We start from the raw sequence: 15,216 nt of genomic DNA on the forward strand, positions 1-15,216 counted from the left end.
AAATTTTGTTTTTGGTTTAAAATTTGAACCAAATGTAGAATAAAATTTAACAAAGAAAATCATGTAAAGAAATTAATAAGTACTCAATCTCATTATATTATTCGTATTTTTAAAAAATTAATAAAATCTAAATTAATATCACCATGAACACAGCTTTAATTATCCTTTTAGTATTTGGATTCTTCATTTTTATGTCTTCATTTTTTACCGTAAAACAACAATCATCTGTTGTAATCGAAAGATTTGGTAAATTTTTAAGCGTAAGAAATTCAGGTTTACAACTAAAAATTCCGATCGTCGACAGAATCGCAGGACGTGTAAATTTGAAGATTCAACAGTTAGATGTTATCATCGAAACCAAAACCAAAGACAACGTTTTTATCAAAATGAAAGTTTCGGTTCAGTTTAAAGTTATCCAGGAAAAAGTATACGATGCTTTTTATAAACTGGAATATCCACACGATCAAATTACCGCTTATGTATTTGATGTGGTTCGTGCCGAAGTTCCAAAACTAAAATTGGATGATGTTTTTGAAAGAAAAGATGATATTGCAATTGCAGTAAAAAGAGAATTGAACGAGGCCATGACTACTTATGGTTATGATATTATCAATACTTTGGTTACTGATATTGATCCGGATATTCAGGTAAAAAATGCCATGAACAGAATTAATGCTGCCGACAGAGAAAAAACGGCTGCAGAATTTGAAGCTGAAAGTTCAAGAATTAGAATCGTTGCAAAAGCAAAAGCTGAAGCCGAAAGTAAACGTTTACAAGGTCAAGGTATTGCAGATCAACGTCGTGAAATTGCAAGAGGTCTTGTAGAAAGTGTTGAAGTTTTGAATAATGTTGGAATCAATTCTCAGGAAGCTTCTGCCTTAATTGTAGTAACTCAACATTATGATACTTTGCAGGCAATTGGTGCCGATGCAAATTCTAATTTAATCTTGTTACCAAATTCTCCACAAGCAGGAAGTGACATGTTAAATAATATGGTTGCATCATTTACAGCTTCAAACCAAGTTGGTGAAATGATGAAAAAGAACAATAAAAAAGTAGAAAAACCAAAACCTATTCAACCACAATCTGGTTATGAAGATGACATTCAACCAGATGTACAACAATAAATAAAATGAAAAAGAGGCTTAATGGCCTCTTTTTTTATTTATAAACCAATTGAAAACAAATGGTAAAATTGATTGTAAAATTTTTGGATAGGATTCTGAAAAGTAATCTGTATATGAAGAAACAAATCCATTTACGATTTTTTGTGGTGTAATGCCTTCTTTAGTTTTCTGAAAACTTAAAACTAATTTCTGATAATTTATATCTTTTTCTAATTTCAGAATTACTAAATCTCTGTCGATTTCAGCATAAGATGAGTATTTTTTCTTTTCCATATTTCTTAATCGTTAAAAAATATTTCTGAAAATTTCTCTAAAATCGGTCCTTCGACAATCTTATCTTTTATAAGAAAAAGTAATATTGTAAACAAAAGATAGATCCCTCCTACTGCTAAAAATCCAAGAGCATTACTTCCAAATAAATCTCCAAAAGCATAAGCTGCCGCAAAAGATCCAAAAAATAGAACCATAGTAAAACACAATAAAATCAAAGTAAACTTTAAAATTAAAGTTGTCAACTTCATTGCAACCTTAAAACCCCAAAGCTTATAATAAGCCAAATGACTGTCAATATAAACTTTAGTCTGATCCTGAATTTTTTCTGTGTTTTCTTTTAACTCTTCAAAAGCCATATTTAATTTTTTAAAATAAAAAAAGCACAAAACTTACCTATAAAAATAAGTAAAGTTATGTGCTTCTTGTATCGATTTTATTTTTGAAGTTTAGCGTTTTGAGCTTTCAAATCAGCCAACTTAGATTCTAAAAAGGTGATAACTTCTTCAGTTTTATGGCTTACATTCGATAGCAACTCATCTAAAGTTCCGTCAAGATTTTGTGTTGCCCCAGCAAATTTTTCACGAAGAACATCAGAAGTAGCTCCTAATGAATCTTTTATATTGCCTTTTGCATCATCAAAACCTTCCTTAAGTTTTGCTCTTGTATTCGAACCTTTATCCGGAGCCAATAAAATTCCGATTGCTGCCCCTACTGCAGCACCAGCTAAAATAGCCGCAATTGTATTTGAATTATTTGACATAATATTAAAATTTAAATGAATACTAAAGATACAGTATTTTTGAAAGATAAATAATTGATTAAAAAATATTTACCAATAATTAACAATAAAATTAATACACATAAGCCACAGCTTCGTATTTACCATCTTTTTCAATAATACTTACAAAAGGATAACCATTTGATGCTGACTTAGTTTTGATTCTCATAGCAGTATGATTTTTATTAGCCATTGGCGGTTCTCCTTTTGTCTTTGTCGAGACTCCGGTAAAATTAGCCGCTTGTTTTAATCCAATTGTTTTTTCCTGAGACAAAACAGTTACCATTGAATAATCTGATTTTGAATCTACTATAACTTTATCAGATATTTTTTGAGTTTGATTTGTTTGTTTATTGGTAATTTGTGAAACAGCATATTTACTAATTTTGTGTTCTTCTGCACTTCCGTTAAAAGAATAATAAATTAAACCATTTTCGTTTTTAATAAAGTTTACATCCAATTGTTCACCATTGTGTTTTGTAATTTGATGAGTTTGAGAAATTGCAATGTTTGCAAATAAAATAGCTAGTGTAAAAAATAAATTTTTCATGATAATTAAATTTAAGGATTAAAAAATTTCTTAGTTCAAATGAAAATCAAAATTTAAATAAACCACAAAACTAATTTCATGAAATTTGAAAATTATGCAATGCAATTGAAAAATACTTATTTAAACATTGAAGTATTATCAAAACAAAATCATAATTAGAAATTGACCATAAAACCAATTTTCAGAATTCAGACTTAGAATAAATTCTAAAACAAAAAATTATATTTTTAAAATTTTAGAATAACTCAATTTCGATTCTTAAAGTGTCATTTTTAAAATTATAAAATTTCAGATTTGACCTTTGGATAAAAATACCAACTTTATAAACAATTGTATGTTAATAACCCGTTAAACTGATAAAAATAACAGTGAAAATTAAAATAAAGGTCAATAATAAACAATAATTCAAAAAATGAATAATATATCGGCTAGTGCAAAAAAATAGCTTAAAATTAATTTATGAAGGTCACTTTTAATCTACATAAACTATTAATTATAATATTTAAATAGATAAAATAAATAATAAACATAAGTTACCAAAATATCAAAGTCAATCAATTAAATTGATTTATACAAAAAATTATAAATTTGGATTTTATGAAATTTTAAAAGCAAAATTCAATCAATTTTAAGTAAAAATTACATGATTAGTACTTATAAACAATTCACTGTTAATAACCTGTCAAGTAGCATGAAATAAGGGGATAAACTTAAAATAAAGCGTTTTAAACTACTAACTTTTAAAAGATGATAATTGAGATGAAAGAATTAAAAAAATAGCTTAAAATTAATTTATAAAAGCCATTTTTAATATAAAATATTTATTAGTTTTTAGTTTTTGATAGAAAACATAAATAATAAAAAAAGCGCTTATATAAAGCGCTTTTTAATAGATTCTAATTATATTATTTTTTTACCATTTCGGCAAGAATTTCAATTTCTCTTTCCGAAGCATTTTTTGGAGGATTTGAATATAATTTCAAAATTTCATCATCAAATTGATTTTTGAAATTTACTTCCTCAATATCTCTTAAATTTAAAAGTGCTTTTGATCGAACGTAAGTCGATTCACTTCTTAGAGACATCGTATATAATTTTTTAATATCGTCTTCTTCAAAATCTGTAGATTTCCAATTAGAATATTTCAAAAGAAATTGAGAAAATAACAACGAAGCTTTATTGTTGTTAATATTCTTCTTTAATGAATTTTGCAATAATGAAAAACTCGAAACATTTTTGATGCTCTCCCCTATTGCACTTTCAATTGCAATACGTTCTGGTTTAGATTCTACTTTGAAATATTTATTGATTTCTTTTAAAGAATTATTGATGCTGTTTTCTTCTTTTTTACCTTTTTCTTCCCAGGCATCTTTCAATCCAACAGTTTTGTTAAATACTAATTTTGAAGGAGTTGAGTCTTTATCAACAGTAAAATATCCCAAACGTTGAAACTGAAATTTATCCTCGTTTTGAGCCGTTGCCAAACTTGGTTCAACAAATCCTTTGATGATTTCCAATGAATTTGGATTTACAAAATCTAAGAAATTTTTCTCTTTATAACTGTCCGGTGCTTCATCTGTAAACAAACGATCGTACATACGAACTTCTGCTTCAATAGCATGAGAAATTGAAACCCAATGCAAGGTTCCGGATACTTTTCTTTGACTTGCTTCTGTTCCGCTTCCGCTTAAAGAATCGGTATCGTAAGTAACGTGAATTTCTGTAATATTTCCTTCAGAATCTTTTACAACACTTTCACCTTTAATAATATAAGCATTTTTAAGACGTACTTCTTTACCTAAAGTCAAACGGAAAAACTTCGCCGGAGCTTCTTCCAGAAAGTCTTCTCTTTCAATGTATAATTCACGAGAAAAAGGTACTTTTCTAAAACCTGCGTTTTCATCTTCCTGATTATTTTCGGCTTCTAACCACTCTTCTTTTCCTTCAGGATAATTTGTAATGACCAATTTTACAGGATCTAAAACAGCCATTACACGAGGTGCAATTTTGTTTAAATCTTCACGAATACAAAATTCTAAAACCGATACATTTATCAAATTATCACGTTTTGCAATACCAATTGTGTTGGCAAAATTCCGTAAAGATGCAGCGGTATAACCACGTCTTCTTAACCCTGAAATTGTTGACATTCTAGGATCATCCCAACCGTTAACATGCTTTTCCTTAACTAGTTGCTGTAATTTTCTTTTACTAACAACAGTATGTGAAAGGTTACGTCTTGCAAATTCTCTTTGCTTTGGACGAATCTGATTTTCATCAATAATCTGGTCTAAAAACCAATCGTATAATTCACGGTGAGGCAAAAATTCAAGTGTACAAAATGAGTGTGAGATTTCTTCTAAATAATCACTTTGCCCGTGTGCCCAATCGTACATTGGATAGATTTTCCAATCGTCTCCTGTTCTATGATGATGTTTGTGTAAAATCCTGTACATGATAGGATCACGCATCAGCATATTGGTAGATTTCATGTCTATTTTTGCGCGAAGAATATGTGTTCCAGCCTCAAATTCACCATTTTTCATTCTTTCGAATAAATCTAAATTTTCTTCAACAGAACGATTTCTGTATGGACTATCAGTTCCAACAGTAGACGGAGTTCCTTTTTGAATTGCCATATCTTCAGAAGACTGACTATCAACATAGGCTTTATCCTTTTTAATTAATAAAACTGCCCAGTCATACAATTGTTGAAAATAATCAGAGGCATAACGCTCTTCTGACCAGGAATACCCTAGCCATTCGACATCTTTTTTAATAGCATCGACAAATTCCTGTTCTTCTTTTTCCGGATTCGTATCGTCAAAACGTAAATTTACAGGTGACTGATAATCAAGTCCTAAACCAAAATTTAAAGCAATAGAACTTGCATGTCCAATATGCAAATAACCATTTGGTTCTGGTGGAAAACGAAAATGAAGTTTAGTTTTGGAAAGACCTGATTTCAAATCTTCCTCTATGATTTGTTCAATAAAATTGAGTGATTTCTCTTCTGATGCCATTATTTTATAGTAATTTTAGCAAAGATAAAAAAATAGATGATAGATAGGGACTTAGTGTTCATAGACTTTGAATTAAATTTATTAGTATTTTTGTATAAATATTAAGCGTTATGAGACAATTAACTGTTACAATTCCAGACGATTTTTACGAAACTTTTATTAGTTTTTTTAAACATGTTCCTGATGTTTCTATTGATGAAAACACTGCGAATGAAATTCCGCTATGGCAACAGGAAATGGTTTTAGAACGATTGAAAAATGCTAAACCAGAAGATTATATTAGCTGGGAAGAATCTAAAAAAAGACTCAACACTAAATGGAATAAATAAATGTATGAAATAATTATTCTCATACGCGCTGAGCAAGAAGTAGATGAGACTGCTGAATATTACGAATCTTTATCAAATGGCTTGGGAACAAAATTCTTTAATGAATATCAAGATTATGTAGACACTTTAATAACATTTCCTTTTTTCGAGGAAAAATATAAAACAGTTCGTACATTACCATTAAGAAAATTTCCTTACACTATTCATTTTACAGTTGATGAGAACAAAAAAATAGTTTTCATTCTAGCGTTAACATCCAATTACCAAGATCCAAATATTACAAGAATAAAATAATAAAAATGGGAGTTATAAAACTTAAAAACATTCGAACTTTCTCCTACCACGGATGTTTAATTGAAGAAGGAAAAATTGGATCTGATTACACTGTCGATCTAAAAATTAAAACCAATTTACAAAAATCAGCACAAACAGATCATTTAGCTGACACAGTTGATTATGTACATTTGAACAGAATTGTTACTGAAGAAATGGCAATTCGTTCGCATTTATTAGAACATGTGGCCAAAAGAATCAATATTCGCGTGCTTGCAGAAATAGAAATGATAGAAAAAACAACGGTTTGGGTTTCTAAAATAAATCCCCCTATTGGTGGTGATGTTGAATCAGTTACTATAAAAATGACTGAAATTAGAAAGTAATTCTATCAGACAAAAAAACTAATTTTTTAAAATAGTTACTTTTAAAGTTTTGAATTTTAAAGATTTTAGTTACTTTTGCCATCCGTTCAACTACGGCGTCGTGGCCGAGCGGCTAGGCTGGGCTCTGCAAAAGCTCCTACTCCGGTTCGAATCCGGACGATGCCTCTAAAACCTTCAAGGAAACTTGGAGGTTTTTTTATGATTAATTTTTAGAAAAAATTAGATAAAGATTTACGTTCGAATCCGGACATTCCTCTAAAACCTTCAAGGAAACTTGGAGGTTTTTTGTGCTTATTTTTTAGAAAAAATAAGATAAAGATTTACGTTCGAATCCGGACATTCCTCTAAAACCTTCAAGGAAACTTGGAGGTTTTTTTGTGGTTAATTTTTAGAAAAAATTAGATAAAGATTTACGTTCGAATCCGGACAATCCTCTAAAACCTTCAAGGAAACTTGGAGTTTTTTTGTGCTTATTTTTTTCGCATTTTATGTCATTTCAGAAATGACAAGATTGCGTCAAACCCGCAATTATCTTTGTCAAAGTTTGAAACTTTGACAAAGATTTAGAACACAAAAAAACCTCTGAAATTCAGAGGTTTAATTTTATATTTTAAGTTATTAACAACTACTTCTTCTCAATCTTCTCAAAAGCATTTCTAACCATTTCTTTTTCACCTGGAAACCAGCCTTGTGTTATTAAAACCAATCCAAAAATCATTAAAACAATACTAATTACTTTTTTAATTTTTAGAATATTTCTTGGTGTCATTTTAGATTTTAATTGTTTGGCTAATAGTATTTTAATACAATCAACTAGCAAATAAGTAATAATAACTGAAGTAAAAAAAGTAAACATTCTTGAGTTTTGCATTTCTAATTTTGGTCCCACAGAAATGATAACTGCCAGCCAAAAACCCAAAACTCCAATGTTAATAACGTTGAGTAAAAAACCTTTTATAAACAAACTACCATAATTTCTTTTTATAATATCACGATCTATTTCTTCGTCGTCAATTTTTTCTTCATTTCTTAATCTTACGAAAGAAATAATTCCATAAGCCACCATTATAATTCCACCAAAAATAAAGAGTGCCGGTTTATCTTTTAAACTCTGAATTAATCTGTAACTCCCTAAATAAGCAATTGCTATAAAAAAAATATCACCTAATACTACACCAAAATCAAAGACAATTGCAGCTCTGAACCCTTTTGTAATACTGGTCTCTAATAGTATAAAAAATACCGGGCCTACCATAAAACTCAGGAAAATTCCCCATGGCAGCCCAGCTAAAATATCATTTATCATTCAAATACAAATTGATTTATTTTACTTCTTCAATCTTACCACCAAGAACAGTTTTTTGATTGATTTGTTTTGGTTTTCCGTAAATGTAAATAGAGCCTCCTGCGCTAACTTTTGCATCAACAAGAGTAGAAGCATTCACATCTGCTTTTCCTCCCGCAGAAACGCTTACTTTAGTTTGAGAGGTAGCTAATTTACTTCCTAGGAAATATCCGCCGGCTCCTAAACTTGCATCAAGGTTATCTGCTTTACCGGTTGCAGTGATTTCGCCGCCAGAAACAGAACTTACTTTCAACTTATCAACATTCAAATCTACATTAATTTTACCACCTTCCTGAGCACTTACTTTAAATGAAGTTGCTTTCAATGTTTCCTTGCTGGTAACTTCTGCACCTTCATTCACATCGATTAATTCAATGTGTTTATAATACAAAGTCACTTCAAGATCATTTCCTGAAAGAAGTTTTGGAAAAGGCATTCTTATTTTTAAAATACCATTTTTATTAACAGCTTCTAATTCTGTTTCTCTTGCTCCTTTTATAACAACTTTATTTTCAGAAGACTGAACTAGTTTTACACTTAATTTATCATAAACTTTCACTGTATCAAAATCGCCTAATTCTTTAGTAACCTGACCAAAAGACATTTGTGCAATAAAAATTGCAGCTCCTATTAATAACTTTTTCATCTCTCTATTTTTTTAATTTAACAACTATTCTGCTCTTCTTAAAAAATGGAAATCCAGTTGTTTTTTAACCAAATCTGCATTTTTTACTTTAACATAAATTTCATCTCCCAATTGCAATATACTATTTGAAGTTGCGCCAACTAAAGCATATTGCTTTTCATCGAAAGTATAATAATCATCTTTAATTTCTCTGATTCTTACCATTCCTTCACATTTGTTAGAAACAATTTCAACATAAATTCCCCATTCTGTAACTCCTGAGATAACTCCCAAAAATTCTTCGTCCTGGTGATCCTGCATATATTTAACCTGCATGTATTTAATACTATCACGTTCAGCATTTGTTGCTAAACTTTCCATATTAGAACAATGCAAACATTTTGTTTCATAAACTTCATCATCTACAGAAGCTCCATTATTCAGATAATATTGTAGCAAACGATGTACCATAACGTCAGGATAACGACGAATTGGCGAAGTAAAATGACTGTAATAATCAAAAGCTAAACCATAATGACCAATATTATCTGTTGAATATTTGGCTTTACTCATACTTCTAATTGCAAGAGTATCAATTAAGTTTTGTTCTTTTTTACCATTTACTTCTTCCATCAATGCATTCAAAGACTTCGAAATATCACCTTTGTTACGGAAATCAATTTTATAACCAAATTTAGCAATTACAGTTTGCATCGCAATTAATTTGTCTTCGTTTGGTTCATCGTGAATTCTGTAAACAAATGTTTTCTTTTGTTTTCCAATGTATTCTGCCACTTTTCTATTAGCCAAAAGCATGAATTCTTCAATCAAATGATTGGCATCTTTAGAAACTTTAAAGTAAACTCCTTCTGGTTCTCCTTCGGCATCTAAGTTGAATTTTACTTCTACTTTATCAAAAGAAATAGCACCATTGGCCATTCTTTTCTTTCTTAAAATCTTTGCTAATTCATCTAATTTTAGAGTTGCATTTTTTATTTCATCCGAAACTGTATAAGATTCTCCTGTAATAGAAACATCAACTGGAATCGTACTATCTTTTGTTTCAATGATATATTGTGCTTCTTCATAAGCAAAACGCTGATCAGAATAAATTACAGTTCTTCCAAACCATTGGTTAATAACCTGAGCATTTTCTGAAACTTCAAATATGGCAGAGAATGTATATTTCTCTTCATTTGGACGCAGCGAACAAGCAAAATTGGATAAAACTTCAGGAAGCATCGGCACTACTCTATCTACTAAATAAACAGAAGTTGCACGTTGATAAGCTTCATCATCTAAAATTGTTCCTTCTTCTAAATAATAAGAAACATCGGCAATATGAATACCAATTTCGTAGTTTCCGTTTTCTAACTTTTTGAAAGACAAGGCATCATCAAAATCTTTTGCATCTTTTGGATCTATCGTAAACGTAAGCGTATCACGCATATCACGACGTTTTGCAATTTCAGATTCCTGAATCGAAGTATCTATTTTTTGAGCATACACCTCTACTTCTACCGGAAAATCTGCAGGTAAACCATATTCTGCCAAAATAGCGTGAATCTCTGTATTATGTTCTCCTGGTTTTCCTAAAACCCTGATTACAGATCCAAACGGACTATCAGCTCTTTTTGGCCAATCTTCAATTGTAACTAAAACAACATCACCATTTTCTGCTTCTCCAATTTTATCTTTCGGAATAAAAATATCCGTATACATTTTAGGATTTGCAGTAGACACAAATGCAAAATTTGCCTGAATATCAATTACTCCAACAAATTCAGTTTTGTTTCTTTCTATAACTTCAATTACTTCGCCTTCAGGTCTTTTTCCTTTTCTTCTGTTATAAACGTAAACTTTTACTTTGTCTTTATCTAATGCACGATTTAAATTATTGGTCGGAATAAAAACATCTTCGGTAAAATCAGGACAAATAAAATATGCCGTTTTTCTACTCGTCATATCAATTGTTCCTTCGTAATAATCCTGGCTTTCGACTTTTACTAAATATTTACCAGGTTCAGTCTCTATTATTTTCTTTGAAGCAGCCAGAATCTTTAAATCTTTTATAATCTGATTTCTGCTTTTTGTATCATCAAGTTCTAACTTTGCTCCTATCTGTTTATAATTGAATGCTTTATTTGGGCTTTGCGATAAAATTTTTACTATTTTGCTCGAGAAATCCTTCTCATTTTTTATCGGCTTTCTAATTTTCTTACTCATAAATCTTTTTCTTAAAAAGTTAAAATTACAAATAAGATACCACATTATAGATTTTAACAAATAAATTATTAAAAATATAACTTTCGTATCTTTATAAAAAGACACTTTATGGAAAGCTTTAAAACCATCGCAATATTTAATTATCAGCACGAAACAGTGGTTCTGAAACACTTATTAGAGCAAGAAGAAATTCCGTATTTTTTTGAGAACGAAATAACACTTTCTGTTGTTCCCATGTATACTTCTGCACTCGGCGGAATTAAACTTAAAGTTCATCCAAACGATTTCGAAGAAGTTCAGCAAATTCTGGACAATCTTAATAACCCACTTAAAATCGTTTAGACAGTTTCTTTTTTTCAGTTTAAAAATTTTTTTTCTCTTTTCAAATTTCAAAGTTGTCAACATATATTAAATACAACAAAAAAGAAATTTTAAATTTAATTAATTTTTGATGGTTATTATAGCTTGTTAATATGTCGAATAAATTTATTTTTAAATGTATTGAAATGAAGTTTCTCTTAGTTATATAGAGTTATCAACATACTTATATTTTGCTAAATGATTAATTTATAAGACTTTTTGTATTTTAATTAACAACGGTTGACAACCAAAAACACATTCAATTTGTAGATAAGTTCATATGTTGATTTTTGTTGAAAATGGCATTTTTGATATTGATAACTTTTCTAAAAATTGATCAAACTTTATTAGGTTTTTTGATTCCGGTTTTGGATTAGGTTTTTTTTCGACACAACCAAAAAATACTTCTAATTTTCTATCTTAACTTATTAACAAATAATGTTAATTTAAAGTTAACTGAATATCAACGAATTAGGTTTTGGTATTAACATTCTAAAATTTTAACAAAAAAGTAAAATATTCTTAACTGATTTACAGATAATTACAAGTTATTGAAATTGTTGATAACGTATAAGATTTTGATATGAAGTAAGTTATAAATTCAGTTTTTTTACCGCTAATTTCACGAATGTACACGAATTATATTGATTTGTTAAATTGTGTTCTAAAAAGGTTTAAAAGAAAAATATTTAGTGAAAATTAGCTGAATTAGTGGCAACCATTTATTAATTAAGTAAATTTGCAATACACAACTTAATAGTATTTAAAATGAAAATTTCGATAGGAAACGACCACGCAGGACCGGATTATAAAAAAGCAATCGTTGCAATGCTTAAAGCAAAAGGATATGAAGTAACAAATTACGGAACAGATTCTGAAGATTCTGTTGATTATCCTGATTTTGGACATCCGGTAGCAAATGATGTGTCTGAAGGAAAAGCTGATTTTGGAATTGTCATCTGCGGAAGCGGAAACGGAATTGCCATGACCGTTAACAAACATCCAAAAGTAAGAGCTGGTTTATGCTGGACTAAAGAAATAGCTTATTTAACACGTTTACATAATGATGCCAATATCGTGAGTATTCCGGCACGTTTTACCTCGATCCCACAAGCAGTAGAAATTGTTGAAACGTTTTTAACAACTGCATTTGAAGGAGGAAGACACCAAAACAGAGTGAATAAAATCGCCTGTTCATAAAAAGTCAAAAAAATCGGGTGCTACGCACCTATAAATAAACACACCGGGCGGATTTTTAATTCATCCGGTTTTTATATTTAAAAAGCTTAAAATTTATAAATTAACTACCTGATAAATAGTTTTTTGTCGAGTTGTTAACAATGGAAATGTTTATATTTTATGGGTTAATTTCAGATAAACCAATACAATTTGAAGCAAAAGAATTATCCCAAATTTAACAATAAAAGAAGATTTACTCGTTTTATGTCTAAACAATAACATTGCTAACAATAATCCGATTGAACCTCCAAAAAAAGCGATTGTAAATAATGTATTTTCAGGAATTCGGTATCTGTTTTTAATGGCTAAATATTTGTCATATCCTGCAATGACAAAGGTTAGACAAGTTATAATTAAAAAATACGCGAATAAAACTTCCATAGGCTTAAAATTAAAAACAAAGATATTATTTTAGCAGAATTATTGATTAATTTGCTTCTTTATTTTAACAAGTAAATTATATCATTTTGTAATTAAGAATTATTTCATTAAAAGTTATGACTAATATTCAATTCATTGCCAAGACTGTTCAAACAGCAGCGATTAACATTCAAAACACGGTAAAACTGTTAGAAGAAGATTGTACGATTCCGTTTATTTCCCGTTATCGAAAAGATACAACCGGAAATCTTGACGAAGTTCAGATTGAGCAGATAGCAAAACTTCATAAAGAATATGAAGCGATTGTAAAACGTAAAGAAGCAGTTTTAAAATCGATCGAAGAGCAAAAAGCACTTACACCTGAATTGAAGCAAAAAATAGAACAAAGTTTTGATTTACAAGAGATTGAAGATTTTTATTTACCTTTTAAAAAGAAGAAAAAAACAAAAGCAGATGTAGCTCGCGAATTTGGTTTAGAGCCGTTGGCAAAAATAATCATGTCTGAGAATGATGTTGATGTTGATTTTATTTCGACACAATATTTAAATGAAAATGTCATTAATGAAGAAGCCGCAATGCAGGGTGCACGTGATATTATCGCCGAATGGATTAATGAAAACATTTATGTTCGTAAACAACTGCGACGATTATTTAGTAGAAAAGCAACAATAGGAACTAAAGTTGTTAAAAAGAAAAGCGAAGAAGAAGGAGCCCAAAAATTCAGTCAGTATTTTGATTGGGAAGAACCGTTGACAAAAGCACCATCTCACCGATTATTAGCAATGCTTCGTGCAGAAAATGAAGGTTTTGTAAAAATGAAAGTTGATGTTGATATTGATGAGGCTTATGATATTATTGACGAAATAATCATTAAAAAACAAAATAGTACAACGGCGCATTTGCAATTGGCCATTGAAGATAGCTACAAACGATTATTGAATCCGGCGATTGGAAACGAAACTTTACAAGAAGCAAAGGCCAAAGCCGATGCCAACTCAATTCAGGTTTTTGCGAACAATTTAGGTCAATTATTATTGGCGCCGCCTTTGGGCGAAAAACGAATTCTGGCAATAGACCCGGGATTTAGAAGCGGTTGTAAAGTAGTTTGTCTGGATGAAAAAGGCGATTTATTATACAACGAAACCATTTATCCGCATGCACCTCAAAATGAGGAAGCAATGGCGATTAAAAAAATTCGTTCGATGGTAAATGCGTATCAGATTGATGCCATTTCTATCGGAAACGGTACGGCCTCCAGAGAAACTGAATTTTTCATAAAAAAAATCGCGTTCGACAAACCGTTGCAGGTTTTCATCGTTTCTGAGGCTGGAGCTTCGGTATATTCGGCGTCAAAAATTGCGCGTGAAGAATTCCCAAATTACGATGTTACCGTTCGTGGTTCGGTTTCTATCGGTCGACGACTTTCAGATCCTTTGGCCGAATTGGTAAAAATTGACCCTAAAGCTATTGGCGTAGGCCAATACCAACACGACGTTGATCAAACTAAACTAAAAGAAGAATTAGACAATACGGTAATTCGCTGCGTGAACTCGGTTGGAATTAATATCAATACGGCTAGTAAACATTTGCTAAGTTATGTGAGTGGAATAGGAGAGAAGCTAGCAGAAAATATTGTACAATATCGTTCTGAAAACGGTCCGTTTGAAGATAGAAAACAGCTAAAAAAAGTGCCTAGATTAGGCGATAAAGCGTATCAGCAAGGTGCGGCTTTTATTAGAATTTCGAATGCCAAAAATCCGCTGGATAATTCGGCAGTACATCCTGAAGCTTATCCGGTTGTGGAGAAAATGGCAAAAGATTTAAATCTTTCGGTAAACGACTTAATTGCAAACAAAGAGAAAACCGCCTTAATTAAAGCCGAAAAATATATTACACCAGAAATCGGTTTATTAACTTTAAAAGACATCATAAAAGAGCTTGAAAAGCCAGGATTAGACCCAAGAAAGTCTGCGAAGGTTTTTGAGTTTGATGCAAATGTAAAATCGATCAAGGATTTAAGAACCGGAATGATTTTACCGGGTATTGTAAACAACATTACCAACTTTGGCTGTTTTGTTGATATCGGAATCAAAGAAAGCGGATTAGTTCACATTTCGCAGCTAAAAGCAGGTTTTGTAAGCGATGTAAATGAGGTTGTAAAATTACATCAGCATGTTGACGTAAAAGTTACTGAGGTTGATGAAGATAGAAAAAGAATTCAGTTGACGATGGTTCTTTAAATCTAAATTCCAATTTTGAAATCCCAAATTCCAATTCTGTAGTTTTGTTAAATTCAAAAAT

16 protein-coding genes and 1 tRNA gene are annotated in these 15,216 nt (G+C 30.5%); 8 read left to right on the plus strand and 9 right to left on the minus strand.

Features of this window, described 5'->3' with window-relative positions:
- Positions 1-143: 143 nt before the first annotated feature.
- Positions 144-1,127: an SPFH domain-containing protein gene (locus BUE22_RS07495; protein ID WP_042564915.1), complete on the plus strand. Its 984-nt coding sequence runs from the start codon at positions 144-146 to the stop codon at positions 1,125-1,127.
- Between the two features lie 18 nt (positions 1,128-1,145).
- Here BUE22_RS07495 and BUE22_RS07500 read toward each other — a convergent pair whose 3' ends face one another.
- From BUE22_RS07500 to BUE22_RS07520, 5 genes are all read right to left on the minus strand, one after another.
- The gene (locus tag BUE22_RS07500; protein ID WP_073394438.1) at positions 1,146-1,400 is read right to left on the minus strand and encodes a DUF6327 family protein; all 255 of its coding nucleotides are present in this window, start codon (positions 1,398-1,400) and stop codon (positions 1,146-1,148) included.
- A 5-nt stretch (positions 1,401-1,405) separates the two neighbouring features.
- On the minus strand, positions 1,406-1,756 hold the full coding sequence (locus BUE22_RS07505) for a competence protein (RefSeq protein ID WP_073394439.1): 351 nt from the start codon (positions 1,754-1,756) through the stop codon (positions 1,406-1,408).
- 77 nt (positions 1,757-1,833) lie between these two features.
- Complete coding sequence (locus BUE22_RS07510; protein WP_042564912.1) at positions 1,834-2,160, minus strand: YtxH domain-containing protein; 327 nt, start codon at positions 2,158-2,160, stop codon at positions 1,834-1,836.
- Positions 2,161-2,251: 91 nt separating this feature from the next.
- The gene (locus tag BUE22_RS07515) at positions 2,252-2,728 is read right to left on the minus strand and encodes a hypothetical protein (RefSeq protein ID WP_073394440.1); all 477 of its coding nucleotides are present in this window, start codon (positions 2,726-2,728) and stop codon (positions 2,252-2,254) included.
- Positions 2,729-3,633: 905 nt separating this feature from the next.
- Positions 3,634-5,751, minus strand: coding sequence for a glutamine--tRNA ligase/YqeY domain fusion protein (locus BUE22_RS07520; protein ID WP_073394441.1), 2,118 nt, complete (start codon positions 5,749-5,751; stop codon positions 3,634-3,636).
- A gap of 110 nt (positions 5,752-5,861) precedes the next feature.
- Between BUE22_RS07520 and BUE22_RS07525 the strand changes: the two genes are divergently transcribed.
- The 4 genes from BUE22_RS07525 to BUE22_RS23705 all read left to right on the plus strand — a co-directional run bounded on the left by BUE22_RS07525 (position 5,862) and on the right by BUE22_RS23705 (position 6,904).
- Positions 5,862-6,080 (plus strand): hypothetical protein, encoded by a 219-nt coding sequence (locus BUE22_RS07525; protein ID WP_042564909.1) that lies wholly within the window; start codon positions 5,862-5,864, stop codon positions 6,078-6,080.
- Positions 6,081-6,374 (plus strand): type II toxin-antitoxin system RelE/ParE family toxin, encoded by a 294-nt coding sequence (locus BUE22_RS07530; RefSeq protein WP_073394442.1) that lies wholly within the window; start codon positions 6,081-6,083, stop codon positions 6,372-6,374.
- Positions 6,375-6,379: 5 nt separating this feature from the next.
- On the plus strand, positions 6,380-6,739 hold the full coding sequence (gene folB, locus BUE22_RS07535; protein WP_042564907.1) for a dihydroneopterin aldolase: 360 nt from the start codon (positions 6,380-6,382) through the stop codon (positions 6,737-6,739).
- 94 nt (positions 6,740-6,833) lie between these two features.
- A tRNA-Cys gene (locus BUE22_RS23705) sits at positions 6,834-6,904 on the plus strand.
- 460 nt (positions 6,905-7,364) lie between these two features.
- Here the strand turns inward: BUE22_RS23705 and BUE22_RS07540 are convergent.
- Genes BUE22_RS07540 through rnr form a run of 3 tightly spaced genes read right to left on the minus strand, consistent with a single transcriptional unit; the run spans position 7,365 to position 10,935 of the window.
- Entirely contained in the window at positions 7,365-8,045 is a 681-nt protein-coding gene (locus BUE22_RS07540) for a LysE family translocator (RefSeq protein WP_042564906.1), read from the minus strand.
- A 16-nt stretch (positions 8,046-8,061) separates the two neighbouring features.
- Complete coding sequence (locus BUE22_RS07545) at positions 8,062-8,730, minus strand: head GIN domain-containing protein (RefSeq protein WP_042564905.1); 669 nt, start codon at positions 8,728-8,730, stop codon at positions 8,062-8,064.
- A 24-nt stretch (positions 8,731-8,754) separates the two neighbouring features.
- Positions 8,755-10,935 (minus strand): ribonuclease R, encoded by a 2,181-nt coding sequence (rnr, locus tag BUE22_RS07550; protein ID WP_073394443.1) that lies wholly within the window; start codon positions 10,933-10,935, stop codon positions 8,755-8,757.
- A 108-nt stretch (positions 10,936-11,043) separates the two neighbouring features.
- On the opposite strand from rnr, the gene BUE22_RS07555 reads away from it, so the two are divergent.
- Both BUE22_RS07555 and rpiB read left to right on the plus strand, forming a co-directional pair.
- Positions 11,044-11,277 (plus strand): putative signal transducing protein, encoded by a 234-nt coding sequence (locus tag BUE22_RS07555; RefSeq protein WP_042564903.1) that lies wholly within the window; start codon positions 11,044-11,046, stop codon positions 11,275-11,277.
- A gap of 786 nt (positions 11,278-12,063) precedes the next feature.
- The gene (gene rpiB / locus BUE22_RS07560) at positions 12,064-12,495 is read left to right on the plus strand and encodes a ribose 5-phosphate isomerase B (protein WP_029271350.1); all 432 of its coding nucleotides are present in this window, start codon (positions 12,064-12,066) and stop codon (positions 12,493-12,495) included.
- A gap of 150 nt (positions 12,496-12,645) precedes the next feature.
- Here rpiB and BUE22_RS07565 read toward each other — a convergent pair whose 3' ends face one another.
- Complete coding sequence (locus tag BUE22_RS07565; RefSeq protein ID WP_073394444.1) at positions 12,646-12,915, minus strand: DUF1294 domain-containing protein; 270 nt, start codon at positions 12,913-12,915, stop codon at positions 12,646-12,648.
- Between the two features lie 116 nt (positions 12,916-13,031).
- On the opposite strand from BUE22_RS07565, the gene BUE22_RS07570 reads away from it, so the two are divergent.
- Complete coding sequence (locus tag BUE22_RS07570) at positions 13,032-15,155, plus strand: Tex family protein (RefSeq protein WP_073394445.1); 2,124 nt, start codon at positions 13,032-13,034, stop codon at positions 15,153-15,155.
- Positions 15,156-15,216 lie beyond the last annotated feature (61 nt).

The organism is Flavobacterium pectinovorum, assembly GCF_900142715.1.
GTDB lineage: Bacteria > Bacteroidota > Bacteroidia > Flavobacteriales > Flavobacteriaceae > Flavobacterium > Flavobacterium pectinovorum.